Genomic DNA, 24,507 nt, shown 5'->3' on the forward strand with positions numbered 1-24,507 from the left:
TCAAGGACAAGCAGCTACCGCTGTGGCTCTGTGTTTAACCTAGAGATAGAAGTTTTATCAACTAAAATAAGCAGGCTAACTTTTCTACCGGAAATAGGGTTATTTACACAAAATTATTGACACACCCATATGTTAACCATTAGAAATTAGATAGTATTAAAGAACAAACTTTACCAACACTGACATCAACGTAAAAAATACTAAAATCCCAACAATAAAAATTGTAATCCAAAGAGCATTCCCTTTCTTTTGAAGAATTTTATACTCTTTATAAGTGATTTCTCCTTTTGCAAATCTTACCCCATTGACATTCGGTTCAATAGAATAATGCTTTCCTTCTAAGTCCTCCAAAATAACTTTTGTAATTAAAGCGGACTTGTTCCCCATTTCCGTTTCAAGACTTACCCAATCATTTAATCTACTTTGGACTTCAAAACGGTTGCCACCTGCAAAGTCAACCCTAATTAATTTGTATAAGGAGCTTTCCCATATCTTTTTGGACATTTCATGAGTTTGTTGTTCAATAAAACTATAGGAAAAACACAAAATATCTCACCTCGACTTCACTTTTTCTCTGAACCAAAAAAGTGATTTAAGTACCAATTTACTTTTACTATATCAGATGAAAATATTATAAACTGTTAATTAAAATTGTTATATAAATATTTTTAGTAGAACTTTTCGAGGCAACAGTAGATTATTTCAAGGATACCTAAAATCTCTTGGCATTAACCAACGTTTTAGGATGAATTGTCAGCAAAATAAAAAGGGGCTGTACGTAATCCAAAACAATCGGTACAGCCCTTCTTAATGTTTATTCCGTAAAATTAGTATACTTCTACTTGCCCCATCATACCGTTATCCTCATGCTCTAGAATATGGCAATGGTACATATAGATTCCCTCTTCTGGAAAGGTGACGAGCAGTCTTACTCTTTCGCCCGGTTCAATAAGAACACTATCTTTCAGCCCTTGTTCATTCGGAGCTGGTTCCCTTCCATCACGCGATATGATTTTGAACTGAGTACCATGAATATGGAATGGATGTATCATTCCCCCCATTTCGTCTGGCTTGTTATAAACTTCCCAAACTTCCGAAACTCCTTTCTTTTGCCGCAAGTCAATCCGTTCAGGATCGAATTTCTTGCCGTTTATGGTGACCTTATCCATCATTCCAAACAGTTCGATCTCCTTGGAGACCGGTAAGGATTTTTCTTCTTCTTTAAGGAAGGTAGTGTCATCGGTCCAAGATATGGATTCCATTTCTTCCGTTCCGCCGTCGATATCCAAATCAAAAGGCAACAGAGCATTACCTTCTTCATCAGTAATGGCAATTGGCTCATCGGATTCCATTGCTGAAAAATCAATTAGGATTTCAGCACGCTCCGATGGGGACAGCGTAATCTCATCCATTTCAACCGGCTCATGCAATAACCCGCCATCTGAAGCAATTTGAGTAAATGTGGCTCCATTGCTTAAACGGAACGTGTAATTTCGGGCGTTCGCGCCGTTTAGGATTCGAAAACGCATCAGCGGTTTTGTCACAGTCAGTTTCGGATTAATCGTACCGTTAACGAGCGATACATCTCCGATTGTTCCATCACTGTTCATCAGATTTTTATAATCAAGTTGCTTGTTTTCGTCAAAGAGACGATCCTGAAAAATGAGAGGGATATCATCTACACCATAAGTATGTGGCAAAGCAGGAGCTTCTTCATCCGTCTCCTCCACGTAGAGCATTCCTGCAAGCCCTTTGAAAACTTGTTCAGCAGTCGATTTGTGTGGATGTGGGTGATACCACAATGTCGCTGCCGGCTGATCGGCTTTTAAGGTGACGATTTTACTTTCCCCCGGCTGAATTACATCACTCGGACCACCATCCTCAGTTCCCGGTACTTCAAGACCGTGCCAGTGAAAGGTTGTTGGTTCGTTTAATTCATTCCGGACTTTCACTTTAACGGTTTCCCCCTCTTTAAGCTGTAAAGTCGGTCCCAACAAATTCCCATTATATCCGTAAGTATTGGTTAGAGAGCCATCAAAGAATTGCGTCGTGCCTTCTTGTGCGACCACCTCATAATCGAAATCTGAGTCCTTCTGTTTTTCTAGCAGGGGTGGTATTACTAACTCCTGAGTTCCTTTGGAGGCTTGAAGAGGGGGGATATTATCATGGTCCATGTGTTCTTCCATACCTTCCATGTCCCCGTGGTTCATATCCATATTTTCTTCATGTTGCATTTCTCCAGATTCCATAGTTTGTTCTACAGACTGTTGTTCTGTTGTGATATTTGTGCAACCCGTCAATATTAGCAACAAGCCTGCACCTGTCAATATACTTTTTTTCATTTGTTCGCTCCTTTATTCGTCAAGTATAAGTTGTTGAAAATATCATTTCGGTTTTTGCATTTTAGATTTCTGATGAGTTATTTAGTTGTAATCACCACGAGTTAGAAAATTACCTTTAATACATTTTCCTCCTTCCCTTGCCATTCAATCTATCGTCGCAATTATCATACCGAACAAATATCGAGAAATAATGCATATTGGAGTAAAAACTAATCACTATTTAATTTAGATGTTGAGTATAAAATGGATTATTCTACTGAAATGTCATTGATATTAAATGACACTGTATTTTTCATAACCTTTTGTAATCCACTTGGAAAAGGGATGAAGATTTGTCTTAGAAATATTGTAATTCATATTTTGCAAAGTCTGCATATAATCTGCAAATTCACTGGTTAGAATATAAGCAAGCTTTATTTTATTAGGAGGGATTATTTAAATGCAAAGTAGAAAAATCGTAATAGGGATAATTACTATATTCACAGTACTTATCTTATCTGCATGTGCAGGTGCAAATGAAGGAGAAAATATAGAAACCGAATCTAATACGGAAGAAAATGTGGAATCCAATAATGATGAAATGGATATGGAAGAATCTGATACCAACGAAGATATGGAAGGCATGGATCATTCTGGTATGAACCATTCTAGCACTGGCGAAGTCCCAGAAGGCTTACAAAAATCGGATAACCCAACTTATGAGGTTGGCAGCCAAGCTATAATTGAATCTGATCATATGCCGGGAATGAAAGGTGCAGAGGCAACAATCGTTGGAGCATATGATACCACGGTATATACTGTTTCCTACACGCCTACAACCAGTGGGGAACCGGTAGAAAATCACAAATGGGTCATCCACGAGGAGATTGAAGGAGCCGGGGAAGAACCATTTGAACCGGGTACTGAGGTGACCTTAAATACGGATCATATGGAAGGAATGAACGGGGCTGATGCAGTTATTGATTCTGCCGAAGAAACAACGGTATATATGGTTGATTTTGTAACAACTGATACAGGAGATGAAGTAAAAAACCACAAGTGGGTAACGGAAAGTGAATTGTCATCAGTAGAATAATTATTAAATTAGGGACTTATCCAAATCGGGTAGGTTCTTTTTTAGTAGTTGAATTGGGAGAGGTACTTGCTATTATTTACATATATATAGGTAAGTTGTATAACTCTATCTGACACAATAAACATTCGTTGCTACTACTATGGAATAATCACCAAGATTAATGCACTTCTGAAATTTTAATGAAAAGGGAAGGAGAACTACAAAGTTGACCTAGAAGGAGAAAGTAGAGAATAAAAGAAAGAATACAAAAAGAATTTAAGTAACAGAGCTAGTTAGAAATACAACAAACTCCAAAATTATTCACCTTGTAGAAGAAACACAAGATGAACGCACACCATCTCAAGCGTTTGTAGATAAATTTGCAAAATATTATACACTTATTATTATTTGGTGGGAGCTGGGGAACTTGGGCTTATCAAGGGCAAGCTGTTCTTGTCGTTGGTTGTCCTTGTGCATTAGTTATTTCAATTGTTTCAGCAATTGGAAATGCAGCTAAAAAAGGTGTGCTTATCAAAGGCGGAATTTATCTAGGAGAAATGGGTGCCTTAAAAGCGATTGCTTTTGACAAAACTGGTGCATTAACAAAAGGGATTCCTGTTGTAACAGATTTTAATGTGTTGAACAGTTAATGGTACATTCAACGACTTATTTTCACTTCTTTAAAATATATCCGATAATTAAAGGGAGAATCTTTAAAGAAGATGTAAACCAATTTATTTAATATGGAGACACAGGATAGAATAGAAAGAACGCATCATAAGCTAAAATTTGATGTGTTCTTTTTTTCTCTTATGTGGTCTTACCTTTAGAGATAAACAATAAAATCTGAGTGATAATAGCAAGTATAGGTAATTCCAATAATGGACCTATAACTAATGTTAAAGCAATTAAAGGTTGATCCGGAAATGCTGTCATAGCAATTGCTAAAGCTATAGGTGAATTTCTAGCTAAAGTGGTCATATTCAAACTGACTTTATCAGATTGCTAGAATTTCAGAAGCTGCCCAATTTTCCGGCCAACGATAAAGTTTATTACAAAATATAGAAGAATAGGGATTGTTAACTTCCACAATAAATTTAGGTTATCAAGTAGTAATTGTCCTTGAGAAGCAAACATTGCAACGATTGCAAGGCTTAGAGAAATAATTGGTAGCGCACTTAATTTCGATAATAGATTTTTAGCGAACTGTTGTTTACTTTTCAATAATGCTTTTGTTAAGACTGATAAAGCTAGTGGGATGAATAATACAATCAGTATACTTTCAACCAAAAAGGAAAGTTCAATAAATCCTGTAGTTCCACCGAAAATTAGAAGATAAACGGGTAGTAAGAAAACCTGTAATAGTAAATTTAAAGGCAAAATAGCAGTTGATAAAGCAACATTTCCCTTTGCTAAACCTGTAAAGATTATGTACCAATCAGTACAAGGAGTAACCATTAACATGATAAAACCAATATATAATGCAGGGTTATCACCTAAAAATAGTAAAGCTAATAGCCACGCTAAAAGAGGTGTCCAAAGAAAATTCATGATGACTGTAGTAGATGTGAACTTTAATTTTTTAAAAGACTTTCTTATTTCTTCAAAAGGAATTTGTAAGAAGGTAATATAAAGCATTGATATTAATAACGGTACAATAAAACTCTCTGCACTCGTTCTTATTGGTTCTAATTGTCCTAGACTTATGCCTATGATTACTGCTAAGAAAATAATAAATGTATACATCTTTTCGAATAAACCCATTTCATAATCACCCCAACGACAAGATAACTGTTATTCACGCCATTTTACCACAGAGTAACGACTTTAAGTTTTTTAGTAACTGAGAAATATTATTGGTTTGTAACTTTAATACATAAAGTAAAATAGACATCAATAATTATACATGCATTATTGCTAAACGTGCTTTATGTATTATTGATACAGGTTGTTGAATAAAACATCATTTTAAATGTCACATTTTAATGAAATATTTTATTGTATATATAAGCAAATAGTTATATACTAATGTTGTAATGAAATTATAAGGAGGAGATGATGTGCTGCAAACAACCATTGAAATGGAAAAGGCTGCAGTTATTTTAAAATTATTGGGTGATAAAACAAGATTAACGATTATGAAATTAATTGATAATCAAGCTTGTTGTGTCTGTGAATTTGTTGAAATATTTCAAGTCAGTCAGCCATCGATTAGTCAGCATTTACGTAAGTTGAAAGACTTAGGATTGGTTAAGGAAGAAAGAAAAGGGCAATGGATATTTTACTCCGTAGATAAGGAAAATGAATATTATTCATTTATTAAACCTATTCTTGATCAATTACCTAATCAAGATTACAAATTAAAAGAACTTGAAGAAAATGGTACACGAATTTCTTGTTGTTAAATTGGAGGTATTATTTTGTCTACAACGCTTATACTCGCAATATTAATTTTTATTGCAACCCTAGTACTAGTAATATGGCAGCCAAAGGGCTTAAACATTGGCTGGTCCGCAATGGGTGGAGCTGTAATTGCCTTATTAGTAGGGGTAGTAGGATTCAGTGATGTTCTTGAAGTAATTGACATCACATGGAATGCAACGCTATCCTTTGTCGCAATTATCCTTATTTCTTTAATACTAGATGAGATTGGATTATTCGAATGGGCAGCACTGCACATGGCACGGGTAGCAAAAGGTCATGGAATAAAAATGTTTGTTTACATTAGTATTTTAGGTGCAGTTGTTGCAGCATTATTTGCGAATGACGGAGCGGCACTTATCCTAACACCGATTGTTCTTGCAATGGTGCGAAATTTGAATTTTAAAGAAAAAATGATATTCCCTTTCATTATGGCAAGTGGATTTATTGCGGATACAACTTCATTACCATTTATTGTAAGTAACTTAGTAAATATCGTTTCTGCAGACTTCTTTGGCATTGGATTTGTTGAATATGCTTCGCGGATGATTATTCCGAACTTATTTTCACTAATTGCAACCATTTCGGTATTACTAATCTACTTTAGAAAAAGTATCCCTAAGAATTATGATTTATCGAAACTTAGGGAACCGAAAGAAGCAATAAACGATATAAAGATGTTTCGCCTTTCTTGGTATGTTCTCGGATTATTAGTAATTGGCTATTTTAGTAGCGAATTCATAAATTTACCAGTATCTATTATTGCTGGGGCCATAGCTATATTCTTTATCATAATGGCCAGACGTAGTGCCGCTGTTAATACGAAAAAAGTTATTAAAGGCGCTCCGTGGAATATCGTTATTTTTTCAATTGGAATGTATGTCGTCGTATATGGATTGGGAAATGCCGGGCTGACCTCTGCGCTCGCAAGTGTTCTTCAAACTGTGGCTGAACAAGGATTATTCGTTGCTACAGTTGGAATGGGTTTTATAGCTGCTTTCCTGTCATCGATTATGAATAATATGCCAACCGTAATGATTGATGCATTAGCCATTGCTGAAACGAATACTTCTGGTGTATTAAGAGAAGCGCTTGTTTATGCTAACGTAGTTGGTTCGGATTTAGGACCAAAAATTACGCCAATTGGTTCACTAGCAACCTTAGTGTGGCTCCATGTACTTTCCCAAAAAGGAATTAAAATTTCATGGGGAACCTATTTTAAAACCGGGATTGTTTTAACTATCCCAATACTTTTTATTACTTTAGTAGGTCTTTATCTAACACTTCTACTATTTTAAAAAGGAGAATGAATTATGGCTAAAAAAACAATTTATTTCTTATGTACAGGGAACTCATGCCGTAGTCAAATGGCAGAGGGATGGGCGAAAAAATATCTCGGAGATGAATGGGAAGTTAGAAGTGCAGGGATTGAGGCACATGGACTAAACCCAAATGCGGTAAAAGCAATGAATGAAGTTAAAATTGACATTTCTAACCAAAAATCAGAGAAAATTGACGTAGAATTTTTGAATACCGCAACATTGGTGGTAACGTTATGTGGAGATGCCAAAGACCGCTGTCCAGTGACACCACCTCACGTAAAACGTGAACATTGGGGCTTTGACGATCCAGCCAAAGCAGAAGGTACGGAAGAAGAAGTTTGGAAAGTGTTTCAGCGCGTTCGGGATGAAATAGGAGAACGGATTAAGCGATTTGCTGAAACAGGTGAATAATAGGGAATGATGAGGCATGTTGATACGCAAGCCTTATCTTTTCGGTTTCTATATAAGTATATAACTATACATCAATAAAGAAGTTGTTCATGATGAAAAAGGTAGAAATGTTTGACCCAGCAAAATGTTGTTCTACAGGTGTTTGTGGACCGAGTGTCGATCCAGATTTAACTAGAGTTGCATCAGCTGTTTATTCCCTTGAACAAAAGGGTGTTACTGGTAATGCGGCTCAGAATGTATTAATTAATATGAGTTTTAAAGAGGTATTTAACCTGTCTGGTGGGAATAAGAATTATCAGAGTTTTAAAAAGGGAAAACAATAATCATAAAACGACTGATAAGTGAAATAAAAGGTAGGGAGAACTTCCAACCTTTTTAAATTTATCTTAACCATTTACTAGTGGGGGCAATTTTATAATAAAAAACCACTTTTCATTGAAGGAGAATACTTTAGTAGGGAAATTTTAATAATATATATCTACTTGACCATGTACTGTAGTACATGGTTTATAATTTTATTGAGGTGAAAATAGTGATTTATCGCATTGGTGAGTTTGCAGATAAATGTGGAGTTAACAAAGAGACGATTAGATATTACGAACGAAAAAATTTACTAAAGGAACCTTCCCGAACAAAAACTGGTTATCGTTTATATTCAGATTATGACGTTAAGCGTGTAGGATTCATCAAGCGAATACAAGAGCTTGGTTTTTCTTTAGGTGAAATCTACAAGTTACTTGGAGTTGTAGATAAAGATGAAGTCCGTTGCCAAGATATGTTTGAATTTGTTTCTAGAAAACAAGAGGAAGTTCAAAAGCAAATAGAGGATTTAAAACGAATTGAAACTATGTTAGGTGACTTGAAACAACGATGTCCTGATGAAAAGCAATTACATGCGTGTCCAATAATAGAAACTTTAACATGAGAGATTAATGAAAGGAGCTTTATTATGAATAAATATAAGGTAAATATTGAAGGAATGACTTGTACAGGCTGTGAAAAACACGTAGAGTCAGCACTTGAAAGTATAGGTGCTAAAAATACTGAAGCAAATTTCCGTCGCGGTGAAGTAGTATTTGAATTGCCTAATGGTATAGAGGTTGAAAGTGCAAAAAGGGCAATTAACGAAGCAAATTATCAAACTGGAGAAATTGAAGAGTTACTACAACAAGAAAATGTGGTGTTAGGTACTAAAGGTAATTATGATCTTCTTATTATTGGTTCTGGTGGTGCAGCTTTTTCTGCTGCAATTAAAGCTATTGAATACGGTGCAAAAGTTGGAATGATTGAGCGTGGAACGATTGGAGGGACCTGTGTGAATATTGGCTGTGTTCCATCCAAGACCCTTCTTAGAGCAGGGGAAATCAATCATTTAGCTAAGATAAATCCGTTTATAGGTTTACAAACATCTGCTGGAGAAGTGGAATTGGCTCCTTTAATCAAGCAAAAGAACGAATTAGTGAGTGAACTTCGGAATCAAAAATATGTCGATTTAATAGACGAATATGGATTTGATTTAATTGAGGGAGAAGCAAGCTTTGTTGATGAAAATACAATTGAGGTAAATGGAACAAAACTTTCTGCAAAACGCTTTTTAATTGCAACAGGGGCCTCTCCTTCTATCCCATCGATTTCTGGACTTAATAAAGTTGATTATTTAACAAGTACAACGCTATTTGAATTAAAGAAAGTTCCAAAACGTTTAACGGTGATAGGTTCAGGATATATTGGGATTGAGCTTGGGCAACTCTTCCATCATTTAGGTTCAGAAGTAACACTTATACAAAGAAGTGAGCGATTATTAAAAGAGTATGACCCGGAAATTTCTGAAACAGTAGAAAAAATGTTAATCGAACAGGGTATACACCTTATCAAAGGAGCAACATATGAGTGTGTCGAACAAGATGGGGAGATAAAAAAGGTTTATCTAACTGTAAACAGTAAGAAAAAAGTCGTTGAATCAGAGCAGTTACTTATTGCAACAGGAAGAAAACCAAATACGGATTCTTTAAATTTACGTGCTGCAGGTGTTGATGTTGGAAAACAAAAGGAAATACTGATAAATGAATTTGCTCAAACAAGTAATGAAAAGATTTATGCAGCAGGAGATGTGACATTAGGACCGCAATTTGTGTATGTAGCAGCCTATGAAGGTGGAGTTGTTGCAGATAATGCAAATGGTGGATTAAATAAAAAAATAGATTTATCCGTTGTTCCAAGCGTTATATTTACAAATCCATCGATTGCAACAGTTGGTTTAACGGAAGAACAAGCAAAAGAAAAAGGCTATGAAGTAAAAACATCAGTATTACCGTTAGATGCAGTCCCAAGAGCGATAGTAAATAGGGAAACAACAGGTGTATTTAAACTTGTAGCTGATGCAAAAACGTTAAAAGTATTAGGGGTTCATATCGTAGCTGAAAATGCAGGAGATGTGATTTATGCAGCGACATTAGCCGTTAAATTTGGCTTAACCGTAGAGGATTTAAAAGAAAGCTTTGCTCCATATTTAACATCGGCAGAGGGAATAAAATTAGCTGCCCTTACATTTGATAAGGATGTATCAAAATTATCTTGTTGTGCAGGATAAAGCTCCTTATTTATAGGAGCTTTAATTAATACACTTAAACTATCTCACCCTTTACAGGAATAACAGCAATTTAATAGTAATTTGGCTGGTTGCGGTTCAGTAGAATGTGTAATTAATGGTAGAGTATTATTAGGACTTATATCATTTGTTAATGGGTTCGGAATTATAACGAAAATAAAAAACCAATGTCGGAAAATGGTGATGATAATATGTTATCGAAACAAGCAATCCTTGATGAATTATCAAAAAACCTAAATACTTGGAGAGATAAACACGGTGTTAAGCGAGTTGGTTTGTTTGGTTCTTACAGCCGCGATGAACAAAAAGAATCCAGTGATATTGATGTAATAGTAGAATTTAACGACTCGGATTTATCTTTTGATAATTACATGGACTTAAAAATAAGCCTAGAAGATCACTTTCAGAAGCCGATAGATTTAGTCATATTAAATGATATTAAACCTGCTTTAAAGTCAGAGTTTCTATTGACTACTACATTTGTAGAAGAGGGAAAATAATAAGATTATAATTTTAGCAGTCTATTTGCTAGAAAATAGACTGCTAATTGAGCTTCCTACTAAAAATTGTTCAAATCTACAGTAAAATGCCAGCAAGTTGTCAAACAAGTTCATTATTTATCTCTTTAAATAACTTCTGATCAAACTCGTAGACTATTTTTTTGATGGTTCGATCTTTAGGCTTTTCTCCAGTATTTACTTGAATTTCTTTGATAAGCAACCGAAGTAATCCAGTTCTTCTTGAAATTTCATTGATGGATAACGATTTATCATTCCTTAATTTTTTGATATGATTGATTTCAGGCATTGCTAGCATCCTTTCACTCTCCCACCATTAATTGATTAGACACCAATAACGGTAGGGTATTTTGAGAGGGCTGGCAAGCCTTTTCTTTTTGTGCAACCTTCTAACATTTTGGTTGCAATACTCTTAACTTTTATTTTGCACTAAACACCAATTACTATTTTCACATTATTACTCCTTCCATCTCCTGTAAATTCATAAAAAAGACATAAGAAAAGAATGAGTGCATAGCATAGATACGGGTTATGAAAAGGAGTGAGTGAGTTGATTGATTATGTAAGAAGATTTGTTCTTGTCGCGATTTTTTCAGCTGTGCTTTTATTTGTATACTTATTTATTAGTTTGGCAACTCCATATGCGAAGACAGCCGAGGAGAGGGGATTTTCAGAGATAGCATACAACCAAATCGCTTAACGATCATAAAAAAACCTAGCATGAATTTCCGTCATGCTAGGATTTTGTCACAGCGAACTTATAGTTCAATTTTTTCAGCGTGTTTAATTTCTTCGATGGAAGTAAGCACTTCTAATACTTCTTCACTTGGCTCTTCGTCTACTGCTAGCATCATAATAGCATCTCCGCCTTCGTTTTTACGTCCTACTTGCATCGTCGCGATATTCACGTCATGTTGACCGAGCAATTGTCCCATTTTTCCAATCACTCCAGGTTTGTCGGTATGTTGAATATAAATAAGATGTCCGGTTGGATAAAAGTCAACATGGAAGTCGTTAATGCGAACGATACGCGGACCGTATTCCTTGACATAAGTTCCGTGGATCGTAAACGTCCGATTTTCTCCTTTTACCGTTGCTTGAAGGAGGTTGGAATATCCAAGTGTATTTGTACCTTGTTTTTCTCCGCTCGTGATGCCACGCTCTTTTGCGATGAGTGCAGCGTTTACGTCATTGACGGTTGTGTCAATGCGTGACTGTAGAAAACCGGCAATCAATGCGCGAGTTAACACAGAAGTTTCAAGTTCCGTTACTTCTCCGCTATATTCCACTTCAATGGATTGCACTGGTGTTTTAACGCTTTGTGAGGAAATATAGCCCATTTTTTTTGCTAGTTCATAGTAAGGGGCTAACTGTTCAAATTTTTCTTTTGAAATTGTCGGCAAGTTAATAGAATTCAATGCAGGCGAACCATTTAAAAATTGTAATACTTCTTCTGACACTTGGGACGCTACGTTCAGTTGTGCTTCTTTTGTTGAAGCAGCGATATGAGGTGTTGAAACTACTTGATCAAAGGAAAGTAGCTCATTATCCACCGCTGGTTCTTCTTCATATACGTCCAATGCTGCGCCAGCGACATGTCCTGTTTCTAAATAATGTTTTAAAGCGGCTTCGTCAATAATTCCTCCTCGGGCACAGTTAATTAAGAAAACACCTTTTTTCGTCTTTTTGATGTTTTCCATGCCAAGCATACCTTTTGTATCTTTCGTAAGCGGGGTGTGAACGGTAATAATATCGGAAGTTTGTAACACTTCGTCTAAATCACTCGTTTTCACCCCTAATTTTTCAGCACGTTCTTTGGTGAGGAATGGGTCATATACAATGATGGACATTTCAAAACCACGAGCTCGTTTTGAAAGTTCAGAGCCAATACGACCAAATCCGATAATACCGAGGGTTTTTCCGCGCAACTCTGTCCCTTGAAAAGCTTTTCGATTCCATTCTCCACTTTTAATGGAAGCATTCGCTTGTGGAATTTTCCGTACAAGGGCCATGATCATCGCAAAAGTGTGTTCTGCAGTAGAGATTGTATTTCCATCCGGTGCATTCACCACGACAATCCCACGCTCGGTGGCTGCATCGATATCAATGTTATCGACACCGACACCTGCCCGGGCAATAATTTTTAAGTTGTTCATTTTGTCCATGATGTCTGCAGTTACTGTCGTTCCACTTCGAACGAGCAAAGCATCATAACTGTCCAGGTCATCAACTTCATTCACATTTTTTTGCACACAGTCGACGTTTTCCTCATTTAATAAAGGTTGAAGCCCTTCATTACTCATCGGATCCGAAACGAGGACGCGATACGTTTCGTTGTTCGTTTCTTTCTCATTTAACTCTTGTGCCGGTTGTTGAATCATTTCAACACTCCACTCCTTTTGTCCACAATAAAATATAGTTATCATCAAACGAAGGTTCACGGGGATTTTTCTATGTAAATCTGGTGATGAAAAAAATTCAGCCCCACACGAATGATCGTGAGGGGTGCAATGGTTCCAGAATTTACCCTCGTTGTTAGAGGCGATATGTGCAACAAATATCGTCTTTTTCTTATGAAAGTTCTCTATTATTGATTGCTAATTTATCACAAAGCGCGAAAGATGTCAATTCTATTTCAAGTGTAAAGACATATATTATAAACAAATGATTTTTAATGGTAAGAAGGGAGGGATGATATGAAAGAATATACGGTGCAATTAGGAGACACGCTAGCAAAATTATGCTACCGCTATCAAACGAGAAAAGAAGATATGCTTGCTAAAAATCCGTCGCTTTCTTCTAACGGGTATCTTTACCCTGGAAAGCGCATTTATTTACCGGAGCCAATAAAGGGGTTATATCAAGAGAATATTTGTTACTATGAATATGGATTTCGGGAATTGGAGAAGGATCGCATCGAGTTATCTGTTCAGCACGGAGTAACGAGTGAAGCGATTGGTACGTCTCGGTTAGGGACGCCCATATGGTTGTTTCGCATTGGGACAGGCCATAAAAAAATTTTTTATTCCGGAACGTGGCACGGAAATGAATGGTTGAACAGTTGGCTTTTAATACAATTTATTCACATACTTGTGCAAAAACAAGCAAAAGAAGAAACGTGGTACGGAATAGATATTCCCGCTTTGTTAAAGGAAGTAACCCTTTATATTGTCCCGCTCGTCAATCCAGATGGAGCAGAACTGGTCCAAACAGGACGAGTTGCCAAGGAAAAAGAGATGGCGCGGATCTTATCGATTAACGATGGGATGAAAACCTTTGATCATTGGTCTGCGAATGCCTACGGGGTTGATTTGAATCATCAATGGCCTGCCGGCTGGAAAGAAGAAGCAAGAACGAGTCCAAATCGACCATTTCCTCGTCACTATGGTGGAATTGCTCCGTTGACGGAACCGGAAGCGAGAGCGATTTATGAACTGACAATGAGAGAAGATTTTTCCCACGTCATCGCGCTCCATTCCCAAGGAGAAGAAATATATTGGGGATATCGCGGATTGGAGCCGGAAGAAAGTAAGACCCTTGCTGAACGACTAGGAAGAGTAAGTTCGTATGAACCCGTTCATACAGCAAACAGTCAAGCGGGTTATAAAGATTGGTTTATTAAAGAATTTCGTCGACCCGGTTTTACCGTGGAAACGGGTAGAGGACAAAATCCTCTTCCATTTCAATCTTCCGCTCGCATGTGGGTTACGGCAATGCCACTCTTATTAGAAAGTTGTTTATTTCCAAATTTCGCAACATAAAAAGAGGCACGCAAACATTGCGGCCTCTTGTTTTAAGAGTTCATTGATTTTTCTTTTTGTTTCGCTTCATAACGGGCTTTACACTCTTCAATCAATTTTGCTGCTGCTTCTTCATCTTCCCATTTACCGATTTCAGTTTTTGTGAATTGTAAATCTTTATACGTTTTAAAGAAATGAGCAATTTCATCGATTAAATGAGAAGGAACGTCTTCAATGGAGTACACATCTTTAAAACGAGGGTCTTCTGTTGGGACAGCTAGAAGTTTCTCGTCTTCTTCCCCATCATCAATCATATGTAAGTATCCGATGACACGAGCATCAATGACACAACCCGGAAAAGTAGGATTTGTGACAAATACGAGAATATCTAGGGGATCACCATCAAGTGCAAGTGTTTTATCGATATAACCATACTCAGCTGGATAAAACATCGGTGTGAAAAGTACTCGATCTAGTCGAAATACTCCTTTTTCTTCATCGTATTCGTACTTATTTTGACTACCCGTTGGAATTTCAATTATGGCTTCCACCACTTTATTTTTTGCGACCACTTTGTTCGCCTCCTTTAAATTTCGTCACGATAAGTGTGATACCGCTATTGATTATATCAGGAATCAAGGGAGATGAAAAATAAATTTCAAGAAAAGAGGAAGGATATTTGTCATTCGTACTTCAATGGGTCTCCGTTGAATGGTTCTTCTGCTACTTTGATGGAAGCAGTAGGACAACCTTCAAACCCGTCTAACATATCATCTTCCCATTCACAAGGTACCTCTTTTATTCCTTTATTATGATCTAACACGACAATTGCTAACCCTTCTTCATCAAAATCATAAACATTGGGAGCAGCAAGTCCACAAGCGCCACAGGCAATACATGTTTCTTTATCTACAATTGTGTACAATCCCATTCGTTGTTCCTCCTGAGAAGTCCATCGGTATATTTCATATTCTATGCTTCCGTGATAAAATTTTCAATGAAAGTATTTTGCGAAAGTATGTAAAGGAAGGTACAGTGATGCTGTCGTTTCGAGAATATGTGTTGCTTCGCTTACTGGATAAACTGCAAGGAGATCGTACTATTCGTTCTGCTTATCATATTTTAACAGGAAAAAAATCAGCACAAACGATTCAGGATGTCAAATGGTATCGTTTAACTAATTATTATCGCATGTTTCCTCATTGGTCGCTTTCGTCTTTTGAACAGTCCACTGCACGCTTTAAAGAAACTGGTTACATCAAAGAGGAGACTGTCATGTATCTTTCTAAAGAAGGAGCAAAATGTTTAGCGCAATTACAGCATCATTATGAATTACCCAGTCATTTTAACGGTTGGAAATACGGTGAGATAGCACCGTTATTTTGGAAGCGGTTGTCGCTTTTTATCCAATCATTATCTTACGCGGAAAAAAAGGAACGCTACTTTCTCCCGGTGGTATCGGACGGGGAAGTGCAGGCATGGGTGAAAAGAAGATGGCCACGGGAAGAAAATACAAAAAAACAGTGGTTACAGGGTTTGTACGAAGAACTTTACGATGCTTTGGACAAGCTTTCTCCGCTCGATGCATCCATCTTTACTTTTCGGTTATCCGGTTATAAAGAAACGGGACGTACTTTGCAACAATTACAAGAAACATATCATTTAGACATAGAGGAAGTGAACGTTCGTTTTCACTCTGTTCTTCATTATTTAATGAAACAATCCCACCATTTGCCGTTTCTTTCAAAGTTTACGAAAGATTTGGAGCAAAATCTTCAATTGACAACAACGGCTACAGTGACGAAACAGATGTTAGACAATGGTCTTTCCCTAGATGACATTGCTGAAAAAAGACGACTGAAAAAAAGTACAATTGAAGACCATCTCGTCGAAATTGCATCGGAAATGACCAACTTTCCAATTCATCAATATGTTTCACCACATGTAAAAGAAGTAGTGCTCCGCACGGTACAAAAGCAAAAAACGTATCGGTTAAAAAAGATCAAACAACAATTAGCGGAGGAAGGGTATCCAGATATTTCTTACTTTGCCATTCGGCTGACACTTGCATGTGATGGAGGAGGCTATGGAAACACTTGAACAGGCACTACAACAACATTTTTCTTATCCGTCGTTTCGAGCGCATCAAAAAGAAATTATTACGTCTATTTTATCAGGAAAAAATGTATTTGCGATGCTTCATACTGGCGCAGGGAAATCTCTTTGCTATCAGTTGCCAGCTGCAATGTGCGAAGGGATAACGATTGTTGTCTCTCCTTTATTATCTCTGATGGAAAATCAAGTGCAAGAATTAAAAATGCGCGGTTTCAAACGAGTAGCTACCTACAATAGTTTCCTTAGCTACCGTGAAAAAAAGTATATTTTATCCCATTTAACAGAATACAAACTCTTATATATTGCCCCGGAGAGTTTACACAAAAAAGAAGTGTACGAACGCCTCCGACAAAGGAAGGTTGCATTATTTGCCGTCGATGAGGCGCATTGTATTTCCCAATGGGGACACGAATTCAGAACCGACTATTTGAAATTAGGTGAGATCAAATCGATGCTAGGCAATCCACCTTGTTTAGCTCTTACAGCGACAGCAACTCCCATTGTTCGAAAAGACATTATTCGGCAATTACAGATGGACTCTCCAGTAGAATTGATCGCCACTGTAGATCGAAGCAATATTTCCTATGAAGTTGTATCCGCTCATGGGAAAGAGGAAAAAGAATCCATCCTATTGGAGCGACTTGCCTATGCTTCTTTTCCGGGAATGATTTATGCTGGCACGCGCAGAGTAGCAGAAGAACTTGCTGCTTTGTTAAAGGAGCACACTTCTTTTCGAGTGGCAGCTTACCATGGCGGGATGACGGCAGAAGATCGACAATTGATTCAACAACAGTTTCTCCAAGGCACCCTTGATGTGATCACTTGTACGAATGCATTTGGAATGGGGATGAATAAAAAAGATATTCGCTTTGTGTATCATTACGACGTTCCAAAAGATATGGAGTCATACGTACAAGAAACGGGAAGAGCAGGAAGAGACGGAAAAGCAAGTGAAGCGTTACTCCTATATCGAAATGAAGATCTCATCCTCCCGAGACAGATGATTGAAGGAGAATTTCCTAAGAACGATGAAATCCAGCAAGTAAACCATCTCCTTACAGAATCGTTTTCAAAAGAAAATGTTTTTTATTTTTTACAAGACAATACTTCTTTAGAAGAAACCCATCTTCGCTTATTGATTCATTATTGGGAGATATGGAGAAAAGAGCAAAACAAACCTTATGATTTGTTTGTCATGGATCAAATCACAAAAAGAAAACGACAAAAATTAAAAAAATTACGAGAGATGTATGATTGGATGAATACGACAACTTGTCGAAGAGAATTTCTTCTTTCTTATTTTGGAGAATCCATGAAGAAAAAGGTATCTGTTTGTTGTGATAATTGTGGAATAGAAAGGACCAAAAAACGAACGTGGAGGGAAGTTACTACGAAAGAAAGAGATTGGAAAAAACAACTTGCTGTTCTGTTTCATCAGTATGAGAGAGGATGAGGTAGATGAATGAATGGGAGAAAGATCAAGCAGAAGTATTAAGAAAACGAGCACGCAAAGAAAAGGTAGAACCACAAAGAAGCGAAGTGGATCCTTTATCGTTACCTCCGAGAAAAGAAGTACATAAAAAACCGAAAAAATATAAGCGACGCCCTTCATTAGTCGTTCATCTACTGTTTTATTTATTTATTTTGCTCGTTGGCATGGCGATTGGAATTGGAATATGGATGTATTGGTCTTCCTAATAAAAAAACAGCTAGACTTTTCCTAGCTGTTTTTATGTATGGCTGGAGGAAGATGACTTTGATTGAACGTGGATGGTTCATCTTCTTGAAGCGGAGAAGCAAGAATTAAGCCGATAAAACAAATCACAACCCCAATTCCCATTAAGGTAAAAGGAATGGTGAGTTTTCTTTTCCTTACTAAAGAAAATAACAGAAAGAAAAATCCCCCTGCGAAAAACGCTGTTCCAATTAAAAATACGGTTAAGTCCATTCTTATTCTACCCCCCTTAAGTCCCCAAACTCCACGTGTTTACCTCTTTCTATATTATAAGCGACGCTGTAAGAGAAGTTAATTCTTTCAGGAAAATGTCAACAATCCTTCTTTATTATGTTATAGTACAGAATGACAAACTATCGAACCTATTTGGCAATCATCTCCTCATAAAGTACTAAAAATGAATTTTTTTAAGAAAATGTACTAAAACAAGTTGACAAAAACAATACTGTTATAATACAATATGAATAACAAAACAACGAACCGAATGGAAGGGGATATAACGATGAAAAAAATTACAGATTTTTTCAAAAATTTGCCGCCAAAACAATGCACGGACTGTGGAGAAATCATTGAGGAACAACACGAATCTTATTTGAACCAATGTGACAAATGCTTGCGGAACGGAGATCTGTAATCATTGACGTAAGTGAATAGGAAATAAACAGTGGGGAGGATGGGACAAAACTTCAGTCATCGCCAAAAATTTGGTGAGTCTCTCTTTTTGTGTACAAAGAACATTTAAAAATGAAAATGATGAAAAAAGTGTCGTGTGAACTGGTCATGCGACACTTTTTTCGTACAATCCGAACAGGAGTGGTCGTAAGAGGGTTAGAATTGTGGAAATAATTAGGTAATTCGGAGCGTTTTTATGTTTCATGCGACGAATGACGCTTAAAAAAATGAGATAAATCGTTCCATAAACGTTTCATGCGACACACTTCACTTTGTCAAACACCGGTCAAATGGTCGCATGAAAGTTAAAATTGGAAGAAATTAGGACAAAAATAGGTCGCAACACGATTCATACGACGAAATATCACACAAAATTCCTACCGAATGGTCTCATGATGTGGTACAAATGGGGAATCACGTTCCAGGGAAGCTTCGATTGGGTGCTTGCGTTGCATTCGGCCGTCCTGCTTACTATCCGCGTACATCTAGAATCATTGGAGGCTCATTTATACTTCTTGTGTTAGATACACAGAGAAATGCGCTTCTGGCGGTAAACTTAAGGAAATATACCGCTAGAAACAATAATCCAATATAGAAGAAGAAAAAAACCTTACAAAAATTACTCCAAGCAAATTTTAGTGCTTGGAACTGTTCTTTTTTGGCTAGTGATGTCCAGCCTCTTTTTTTATTTCTTTTAAAATGCTCACTTCTTATCGTTAGAGTGAATATAGTGACACTACAGAATCCAGGTCAATAGCGAACGTACACACCCAGGAGGACCTGCATATGGAAATGTATACATGGTCAGAAGATAGCATTAAAGTGATCTTGACAAACCAAGAGCTAAATAATCATGGGATTGATTTCACCGAAGAGATATTAACAACTGGCAAAGCAGAAGCGTTTTTTACTTCCCTTTTTTGGATGATTGCCCGTCACTTTTCGTTAGACCCAACGACGCAATTGGATGTGGAAATCTTTCAAAGGACAGTCGATACGATATCGATGATTGTGCATTTTTTAGAAGAAGATGGTAGTCGTTCTACATTGCCACGGGTAAAACAACATCATAACGAACAATTGTTTCGATTTTCATTAAAAGAAGACTTGTTTGCTTTTGCAAAACGCACGGCGCCCTATGGGGTTACTGGAGGAACCATTTATCACTGGAAACCATTTTATTATTTATATGTGGAAGGATATCCTTTTTATCAAGAGAAATGGCTTGCTTTATTAGAGGAATATGGGGAGCGGGCTCATGTGGATATCGATATCGTTCGGGCACAAGGAGAGACGATCGTTCCCCAACAAGCTTTACTAAAAATATTACAACAAGAAATATAGGTAAGAGTAAAATTATTGTGGGCAAAAAATATCCCCCTCATTTTGGAAAGGGTCAATGAATCGTTCTTCTTGCTCCTCTGTTTCGAGAGTACCGACGTATCTAAAAGGGAAAGCGAATATTCCTGTATATCAAGCGCTCAAAGGATTGAGAGGCTTTTAAAAAGAGATTAATAGCACTTCAAAGGAGTACCCAGCAAGAGAGAATCCGCTTACAATTATTGGGGTTCACAAAAAGTTGCCCACAAATGGTTGACTCAGTAGCTCCTAGTGGAAAAAGAAATGGCAATTTTATATAGTAGACATAAGAGGGGTGTTATTAAGTGGTGCTTTAGAGGTGAAAAAGATGGAGGAACAGGTCGATGTGTTGGACTCGATGCAACAGGTGGTGAAAACTGCGTTAGAGCAATTAGGTTATCCGAAAGAAATATACGACGTATTAAAAGAACCGATGCGGCTTTTAACCGTACGAATCCCGGTAAAGATGGATGACGGACAAACGAAAGTATTCACTGGATATCGCGCCCAACACAATGATGTAGTGGGACCGACAAAAGGCGGCATTCGCTTTCATCCGAAAGTGACAGAAAGAGAAGTAAAGGCACGAGCGATGAACGTGTCTCTTCAATCTGGGATTGCCGATTTACCATTTGGTGGCGGCAAAGGTGGGGTCATTTGCGATCCACGCAAAATGTCCTTTCAAGAACTGGAACGGTTAAGTCGAGGATATATTCGTGCGATTCGTTCAGTAATTGGTTCGGGCAAAGACATCCTTTCCTCGGATATGTTTACTAATTCACAAATGATGGCTTGGATGTTAGACGAATACGAGCAAATACACGCGTTAGACGCTTCTAATTATATTACCGGAAAGCCGATGGTGCTCGGCGGGACGTTAGGGAAAGAAGAAGCGATTGTAAATGGAATAATGATTTGTTTAAAAAGAGCTGCAAAACAAAAAGAAATCGAATTAGCTGAAGCAAAAGTGATTATCCAAGGTTTTGGAAATGCTGGTAGTTTACTTGCAAAACAATTACAAAAAAACGGAGCGACGATTGTTGGAATTGCTGATGCCAACGGAGCTTTGTATGATGAAAAAGGACTGGATATTGACTATTTAATTGATCGGAAAGATTCATTTGGAATGGTAACAAATTTATTCAATCATCCACTTTCCCATGAACAATTGTTACGAAAAGAATGTGATATCCTGATTCCGGCAGCAATTGAGTCGCAAATTACGAATCATATTGCATCGTCTCTTCAAGCGGCAATCGTTGTGGAAACGGGAAAACGCTCTGCAACCGATGAAGCGACGGATATTCTTCATCAACGGGGAATTTTGCTCATCCCTGATATACTAGCAAGCATTGGTGATCTTGTCGTATCTTATTTTGAATGGGTCCAAAATAATCAAGGTTATTATTGGTCGGAAGAAAAAGTGAAAGAAGAAATAGAAACAGTGATAGGCCGTGCTTTTGACAAAGTGTATCAACTCTCAGCAGGTAGAAAAATTAATATGCGCCTTGCCTCTTACATGATCGGTGTCCGCAAAATGGCGGAAGCAACCCGCTTTCGTGGCTGGGTATAACATACGCTCGCCTTTTTGGCGAGTGTTACTTTTCTGACATCAAGAATTCAAAGGGGTAATAGTATGAAAAAAGAACAAATCATTATTATCGGAGCCGGACCGTGTGGCTTATCCGCAGGTTTGGCGTTAAAAGAAAAGGGTTTTGATCCATTAGTGATAGAAAAAGAAAACGTCGCTCATTCTATTTATCGTTATCCAGCACACCAAACGTTTTTCAGTTCAAGTGATAAATTGGAGATTGGGGGATACCCTTTCCCTTCGATTGAAAGAAAGCCGAAACGACATGAAGCCCTCGTTTATTACCGGACAGTTGCGGATAGAAGTGAATTACGCATTCACTCTTATGAGAAAGTAGTAAAAGTGTCACCAGAAGAACAAACTTTTTTATTGGAAACAGTGACAAAAACGCAAGAACGGAAGCAATATCGCGCAAAATATGTCATTGTTGCTACAGGTTATTACGACCATCCGAATATGATGGGAATTGAAGGAGAAGAATTGCCGCACGTTTTTCATTATTTTAAAGAAGCGCATCCTTACTACAATCAAAATGTGACAGTCATTGGCGGAAAAAACTCCGCAGTGGATGCGGCGCTTGCATTGGAACAAGCTGGAGCGCATGTGACGGTTATTTATCGCGGAGATCGTTTTTCCGAGGCCGTCAAACCGTGGATTTTGCCCGATTTTCATTCCCTTGTTCGTCGTGATAAAATAACAATGCATTTCAACGCAAATGTCACAAAAATTACAAAGACTCACGTATACTTTGAAAAAGAAGGTACGTCTTATCACATTCCTGCTGATTTCGTTTTTGCAATGACTGGTTATCACCCTGACCACAGTTTTTTGCAAAAAATTGGGGTAGACATGGATGAAGAAACCGGTCGTCCAACATATGACGAAGAAACGATGGAATCGAACGTCGATGGCTTGTTTATCGCCGGTGTCATCGCTGCTGGAAATGATGCCAATGAAATTTTTATTGAAAATGGACGATTTCACGGAGATAAAATTGTACAAGCTATCATAAAGAAAGAAAGAAACAGAGACGCATAAAGGGAAGGATGTGGGTAATGGCAAAGAAAGAACGGCGCTATCGTGTCACGATTCGATGTCTTTCTTGCGGCGAACGGTTTTTATTACGTGGAAGAAAGGACGAAGATGGTAACCTTACCACCGGATTTAAACGGTGCATTTGCGGAAATGACAAACAACTTCATATCGATTATACCGAAGAATGAAAGTTGCATTTGCAATTTCATCTTCTATCGTGTATGGTGTCTATATACAACTAAATCTATCAGCATTCTTATCTAGAGAGGTGGAGGGACTGGCCCGATGAAATCTCAGCAACCAGCCAAGTGATTGGTCAGGTGCTAATTCCTTCAGGCAAAGATGTCTGAAAGATAAGAAGAAGCGTGGGTTACACAAGGTTTCTATGGGAATAGAGACAGGTCTTCTTCTTATCTGGAGGAAGATCTGTTTTTATTTTTTTATAAACAAAGAGGAGATTCGATATGACGAAAAAATTTCAACTAGAAACGGAATTGGTTCAAATTGGGAACCGAATTGATGAAAAGACGGGAGCAGTGAGCGCCCCAGTTCATTTTTCCACGGCTTATCGTCATGAAGGTGTGGGTGAGTCTACCGGGTATGATTATTCTCGCACGAAAAATCCGACGAGAGATATATTAGAAGATGCGATCGCCCGATTAGAAGGAGGAACAGCTGGATTTGCCTTTAGTTCCGGTATGGCTGCTATTACAACGCTTTTTTCATTGTTTCAAACAGGGGATGAAATTATCGCATCGAAAGATATTTACGGTGGAACGTATCGCCTCTTTGAAGAAGCGTGGCGGGAATGGGGAATCCACATTCATTACTTAGACCCTCGGAATATCGAACAAGTCGAACAGGCGATGAATAAAAACACGAAGGCATTGTTCATTGAAACACCGACCAACCCGTTGATGCAAGAAGCGAATATTGCGGAGCTAGCAACGGTTGCCAAAAAATACAATGCCTATTTAATTGTTGATAACACTTTTTACACCCCGGTGTTACAACAACCGCTAAAAGAAGGGGCAGATATTGTGGTCCATAGCGCAACGAAATATTTAGGTGGCCATAACGATGTTGTCGCTGGGTTGGTCGTTGCGAAAGAGAAATCCCTTTGCGAAAAAATCGGTCGTTTTCAAAATAGTATGGGGACCATTCTTGCACCAATGGATGCATGGTTGATAATGCGGGGGATGAAAACGTTGGCGGTTCGTATGGAAAAACATACAGAAAATGCACGACGTGTTGCAGAATATTTGCGTTCTCATGAGAAAGTAAGAGAAGTGTTGTATCCTGGAAAAGGCGGTATGCTTTCTTTTCGCATTGAAAATCCAGCGTGGGTTCACTCCATTTTAAAAAACTTACAGCTGATTTCTTTTGCGGAAAGTTTAGGGGGAGTGGAGAGTTTTATGACGTATCCGATCACGCAAACGCACGCAGATATGCCGGAAGAAGTACTTCAAGAAAATGGAGTGTGCAAGCGTCTCCTCCGTATGTCTGTCGGAATTGAAGATGTCCATGATATTATTGATGATTTAGAACAAGCATTAAGAAGTGCGGATGTTTGAAATGAGTGAA

26 protein-coding genes, 2 pseudogenes and 1 riboswitch are annotated in these 24,507 nt (G+C 37.7%); of the genes and pseudogenes, 20 read left to right on the plus strand and 8 right to left on the minus strand.

Features of this window, described 5'->3' with window-relative positions:
- Positions 1-156: 156 nt before the first annotated feature.
- Positions 157-546 (minus strand): hypothetical protein, encoded by a 390-nt coding sequence (locus GJS40_RS05280; protein WP_270896723.1) that lies wholly within the window; start codon positions 544-546, stop codon positions 157-159.
- A gap of 281 nt (positions 547-827) precedes the next feature.
- On the minus strand, positions 828-2,342 hold the full coding sequence (locus GJS40_RS05285; RefSeq protein WP_270896724.1) for a multicopper oxidase domain-containing protein: 1,515 nt from the start codon (positions 2,340-2,342) through the stop codon (positions 828-830).
- 439 nt (positions 2,343-2,781) lie between these two features.
- On the opposite strand from GJS40_RS05285, the gene GJS40_RS05290 reads away from it, so the two are divergent.
- Together GJS40_RS05290 and GJS40_RS05295 are read left to right on the plus strand one after the other, a co-directional pair.
- Positions 2,782-3,417: a YdhK family protein gene (locus GJS40_RS05290; protein WP_270896725.1), complete on the plus strand. Its 636-nt coding sequence runs from the start codon at positions 2,782-2,784 to the stop codon at positions 3,415-3,417.
- Positions 3,418-3,676: 259 nt separating this feature from the next.
- Positions 3,677-4,040 (plus strand): annotated as a pseudogene (locus GJS40_RS05295) (P-type ATPase); the annotation flags it as partial.
- Positions 4,041-4,206: 166 nt separating this feature from the next.
- Here the strand turns inward: GJS40_RS05295 and GJS40_RS05300 are convergent.
- Positions 4,207-5,160, minus strand: a pseudogene (locus tag GJS40_RS05300) (arsenic resistance protein).
- 296 nt (positions 5,161-5,456) lie between these two features.
- Between GJS40_RS05300 and GJS40_RS05305 the strand changes: the two are divergent.
- The 7 genes from GJS40_RS05305 to GJS40_RS05335 all read left to right on the plus strand — a co-directional run bounded on the left by GJS40_RS05305 (position 5,457) and on the right by GJS40_RS05335 (position 10,658).
- Positions 5,457-5,801, plus strand: coding sequence for an ArsR/SmtB family transcription factor (locus tag GJS40_RS05305; protein WP_087941717.1), 345 nt, complete (start codon positions 5,457-5,459; stop codon positions 5,799-5,801).
- A gap of 15 nt (positions 5,802-5,816) precedes the next feature.
- Positions 5,817-7,115, plus strand: coding sequence for an arsenic transporter (locus tag GJS40_RS05310; protein WP_040037802.1), 1,299 nt, complete (start codon positions 5,817-5,819; stop codon positions 7,113-7,115).
- A 15-nt stretch (positions 7,116-7,130) separates the two neighbouring features.
- Entirely contained in the window at positions 7,131-7,550 is a 420-nt protein-coding gene (arsC, locus tag GJS40_RS05315) for an arsenate reductase (thioredoxin) (RefSeq protein WP_270896728.1), read from the plus strand.
- An 89-nt stretch (positions 7,551-7,639) separates the two neighbouring features.
- Positions 7,640-7,873, plus strand: coding sequence for an arsenic metallochaperone ArsD family protein (locus tag GJS40_RS14590; protein WP_438819050.1), 234 nt, complete (start codon positions 7,640-7,642; stop codon positions 7,871-7,873).
- 209 nt (positions 7,874-8,082) lie between these two features.
- Positions 8,083-8,475, plus strand: a complete 393-nt coding sequence (gene merR / locus GJS40_RS05325; protein WP_040037804.1) for an Hg(II)-responsive transcriptional regulator — start codon at positions 8,083-8,085, stop codon at positions 8,473-8,475.
- Positions 8,476-8,499: 24 nt separating this feature from the next.
- Positions 8,500-10,140 (plus strand): mercury(II) reductase, encoded by a 1,641-nt coding sequence (merA, locus tag GJS40_RS05330; protein WP_270896730.1) that lies wholly within the window; start codon positions 8,500-8,502, stop codon positions 10,138-10,140.
- 209 nt (positions 10,141-10,349) lie between these two features.
- A complete protein-coding gene (locus tag GJS40_RS05335) occupies positions 10,350-10,658 on the plus strand; it encodes a nucleotidyltransferase family protein (protein ID WP_062351127.1) in 309 nt (102 codons plus the stop codon).
- A 100-nt stretch (positions 10,659-10,758) separates the two neighbouring features.
- On the opposite strand, the gene GJS40_RS05340 is transcribed toward GJS40_RS05335, so the two are convergent.
- Complete coding sequence (locus tag GJS40_RS05340; RefSeq protein ID WP_270896732.1) at positions 10,759-10,974, minus strand: hypothetical protein; 216 nt, start codon at positions 10,972-10,974, stop codon at positions 10,759-10,761.
- Between the two features lie 252 nt (positions 10,975-11,226).
- Here GJS40_RS05340 and GJS40_RS05345 point away from each other — a divergent pair, with 252 nt between their 5' ends.
- Positions 11,227-11,376: a hypothetical protein gene (locus GJS40_RS05345; protein WP_270896733.1), complete on the plus strand. Its 150-nt coding sequence runs from the start codon at positions 11,227-11,229 to the stop codon at positions 11,374-11,376.
- Between the two features lie 58 nt (positions 11,377-11,434).
- On the opposite strand, the gene serA is transcribed toward GJS40_RS05345, so the two are convergent.
- The gene (gene serA / locus GJS40_RS05350; RefSeq protein WP_270896734.1) at positions 11,435-13,057 is read right to left on the minus strand and encodes a phosphoglycerate dehydrogenase; all 1,623 of its coding nucleotides are present in this window, start codon (positions 13,055-13,057) and stop codon (positions 11,435-11,437) included.
- Positions 13,058-13,372: 315 nt separating this feature from the next.
- Here serA and GJS40_RS05355 point away from each other — a divergent pair, with 315 nt between their 5' ends.
- Positions 13,373-14,437, plus strand: coding sequence for a M14 family metallopeptidase (locus GJS40_RS05355; RefSeq protein WP_270896735.1), 1,065 nt, complete (start codon positions 13,373-13,375; stop codon positions 14,435-14,437).
- Between the two features lie 32 nt (positions 14,438-14,469).
- On the opposite strand, the gene GJS40_RS05360 is transcribed toward GJS40_RS05355, so the two are convergent.
- Together GJS40_RS05360 and GJS40_RS05365 are read right to left on the minus strand one after the other, a co-directional pair.
- A complete protein-coding gene (locus GJS40_RS05360) occupies positions 14,470-14,988 on the minus strand; it encodes an inorganic diphosphatase (RefSeq protein WP_270896736.1) in 519 nt (172 codons plus the stop codon).
- Between the two features lie 110 nt (positions 14,989-15,098).
- Positions 15,099-15,347, minus strand: coding sequence for a ferredoxin (locus GJS40_RS05365; RefSeq protein ID WP_270896737.1), 249 nt, complete (start codon positions 15,345-15,347; stop codon positions 15,099-15,101).
- Between the two features lie 107 nt (positions 15,348-15,454).
- Between GJS40_RS05365 and GJS40_RS05370 the strand changes: the two genes are divergently transcribed.
- The 3 genes from GJS40_RS05370 to GJS40_RS05380 are packed head-to-tail and all read left to right on the plus strand — an operon-like array spanning position 15,455 to position 18,229.
- The gene (locus GJS40_RS05370) at positions 15,455-16,516 is read left to right on the plus strand and encodes a helix-turn-helix domain-containing protein (RefSeq protein ID WP_270896738.1); all 1,062 of its coding nucleotides are present in this window, start codon (positions 15,455-15,457) and stop codon (positions 16,514-16,516) included.
- On the plus strand, positions 16,503-17,984 hold the full coding sequence (locus GJS40_RS05375; protein ID WP_270896739.1) for a RecQ family ATP-dependent DNA helicase: 1,482 nt from the start codon (positions 16,503-16,505) through the stop codon (positions 17,982-17,984). The genes GJS40_RS05370 and GJS40_RS05375 overlap by 14 nt, the downstream gene beginning before the upstream one ends.
- Positions 17,985-17,989: 5 nt before the next feature.
- A complete protein-coding gene (locus GJS40_RS05380; RefSeq protein WP_270896740.1) occupies positions 17,990-18,229 on the plus strand; it encodes a hypothetical protein in 240 nt (79 codons plus the stop codon).
- Between the two features lie 22 nt (positions 18,230-18,251).
- On the opposite strand, the gene GJS40_RS05385 is transcribed toward GJS40_RS05380, so the two are convergent.
- Positions 18,252-18,479, minus strand: a complete 228-nt coding sequence (locus GJS40_RS05385) for a hypothetical protein (protein ID WP_270896741.1) — start codon at positions 18,477-18,479, stop codon at positions 18,252-18,254.
- Positions 18,480-18,768: 289 nt separating this feature from the next.
- Here GJS40_RS05385 and yhfH point away from each other — a divergent pair, with 289 nt between their 5' ends.
- The 6 genes from yhfH (at position 18,769) to GJS40_RS05415 (ending at position 24,497) form a co-directional block, all read left to right on the plus strand.
- Positions 18,769-18,900 (plus strand): protein YhfH, encoded by a 132-nt coding sequence (gene yhfH, locus GJS40_RS05390; RefSeq protein ID WP_270896742.1) that lies wholly within the window; start codon positions 18,769-18,771, stop codon positions 18,898-18,900.
- A gap of 824 nt (positions 18,901-19,724) precedes the next feature.
- Complete coding sequence (locus tag GJS40_RS05395; RefSeq protein WP_270896743.1) at positions 19,725-20,282, plus strand: adaptor protein MecA; 558 nt, start codon at positions 19,725-19,727, stop codon at positions 20,280-20,282.
- Between the two features lie 343 nt (positions 20,283-20,625).
- On the plus strand, positions 20,626-21,870 hold the full coding sequence (locus tag GJS40_RS05400) for a Glu/Leu/Phe/Val family dehydrogenase (protein ID WP_270896744.1): 1,245 nt from the start codon (positions 20,626-20,628) through the stop codon (positions 21,868-21,870).
- A gap of 63 nt (positions 21,871-21,933) precedes the next feature.
- Complete coding sequence (locus GJS40_RS05405) at positions 21,934-22,926, plus strand: YpdA family putative bacillithiol disulfide reductase (RefSeq protein ID WP_270896745.1); 993 nt, start codon at positions 21,934-21,936, stop codon at positions 22,924-22,926.
- Between the two features lie 17 nt (positions 22,927-22,943).
- Positions 22,944-23,111, plus strand: a complete 168-nt coding sequence (locus GJS40_RS05410; RefSeq protein ID WP_270896746.1) for a hypothetical protein — start codon at positions 22,944-22,946, stop codon at positions 23,109-23,111.
- Between the two features lie 65 nt (positions 23,112-23,176).
- A riboswitch (SAM riboswitch) is annotated at positions 23,177-23,283 on the plus strand.
- A gap of 104 nt (positions 23,284-23,387) precedes the next feature.
- Positions 23,388-24,497, plus strand: a complete 1,110-nt coding sequence (locus GJS40_RS05415) for a methionine biosynthesis PLP-dependent protein (protein ID WP_270896747.1) — start codon at positions 23,388-23,390, stop codon at positions 24,495-24,497.
- The last annotated feature ends 10 nt before the right edge of the window (positions 24,498-24,507 follow it).

Source organism: Aliibacillus thermotolerans, assembly GCF_027853235.1.
Classification (GTDB): domain Bacteria; phylum Bacillota; class Bacilli; order Bacillales; family Marinococcaceae; genus Aliibacillus; species Aliibacillus thermotolerans.

What these genes read in the sequence shown, in the direction of transcription:
- arsC (WP_270896728.1), top strand. Translation starts at nt 7,131, where the DNA reads ATGGCTAAAAAAACAATTTATTTCTTATGTACAGGGAACTCATGCCGT.
- GJS40_RS05290 (WP_270896725.1), top strand. Translation starts at nt 2,782, where the DNA reads ATGCAAAGTAGAAAAATCGTAATAGGGATAATTACTATATTCACAGTA.
- GJS40_RS05405 (WP_270896745.1), top strand. Translation starts at nt 21,934, where the DNA reads ATGAAAAAAGAACAAATCATTATTATCGGAGCCGGACCGTGTGGCTTA.
- GJS40_RS05285 (WP_270896724.1), bottom strand. Translation starts at nt 2,342, where the DNA reads ATGAAAAAAAGTATATTGACAGGTGCAGGCTTGTTGCTAATATTGACG.
- GJS40_RS05380 (WP_270896740.1), top strand. Translation starts at nt 17,990, where the DNA reads ATGAATGAATGGGAGAAAGATCAAGCAGAAGTATTAAGAAAACGAGCA.
- GJS40_RS05365 (WP_270896737.1), bottom strand. Translation starts at nt 15,347, where the DNA reads ATGGGATTGTACACAATTGTAGATAAAGAAACATGTATTGCCTGTGGC.
- GJS40_RS05415 (WP_270896747.1), top strand. Translation starts at nt 23,388, where the DNA reads ATGACGAAAAAATTTCAACTAGAAACGGAATTGGTTCAAATTGGGAAC.
- GJS40_RS05400 (WP_270896744.1), top strand. Translation starts at nt 20,626, where the DNA reads ATGGAGGAACAGGTCGATGTGTTGGACTCGATGCAACAGGTGGTGAAA.
- GJS40_RS05335 (WP_062351127.1), top strand. Translation starts at nt 10,350, where the DNA reads ATGTTATCGAAACAAGCAATCCTTGATGAATTATCAAAAAACCTAAAT.
- GJS40_RS05355 (WP_270896735.1), top strand. Translation starts at nt 13,373, where the DNA reads ATGAAAGAATATACGGTGCAATTAGGAGACACGCTAGCAAAATTATGC.
- GJS40_RS05340 (WP_270896732.1), bottom strand. Translation starts at nt 10,974, where the DNA reads ATGCTAGCAATGCCTGAAATCAATCATATCAAAAAATTAAGGAATGAT.
- GJS40_RS05395 (WP_270896743.1), top strand. Translation starts at nt 19,725, where the DNA reads ATGGAAATGTATACATGGTCAGAAGATAGCATTAAAGTGATCTTGACA.
- yhfH (WP_270896742.1), top strand. Translation starts at nt 18,769, where the DNA reads ATGAAAAAAATTACAGATTTTTTCAAAAATTTGCCGCCAAAACAATGC.
- merA (WP_270896730.1), top strand. Translation starts at nt 8,500, where the DNA reads ATGAATAAATATAAGGTAAATATTGAAGGAATGACTTGTACAGGCTGT.
- GJS40_RS14590 (WP_438819050.1), top strand. Translation starts at nt 7,640, where the DNA reads ATGATGAAAAAGGTAGAAATGTTTGACCCAGCAAAATGTTGTTCTACA.
- GJS40_RS05410 (WP_270896746.1), top strand. Translation starts at nt 22,944, where the DNA reads ATGGCAAAGAAAGAACGGCGCTATCGTGTCACGATTCGATGTCTTTCT.
- GJS40_RS05375 (WP_270896739.1), top strand. Translation starts at nt 16,503, where the DNA reads ATGGAAACACTTGAACAGGCACTACAACAACATTTTTCTTATCCGTCG.
- GJS40_RS05370 (WP_270896738.1), top strand. Translation starts at nt 15,455, where the DNA reads ATGCTGTCGTTTCGAGAATATGTGTTGCTTCGCTTACTGGATAAACTG.
- serA (WP_270896734.1), bottom strand. Translation starts at nt 13,057, where the DNA reads ATGATTCAACAACCGGCACAAGAGTTAAATGAGAAAGAAACGAACAAC.
- GJS40_RS05385 (WP_270896741.1), bottom strand. Translation starts at nt 18,479, where the DNA reads ATGGACTTAACCGTATTTTTAATTGGAACAGCGTTTTTCGCAGGGGGA.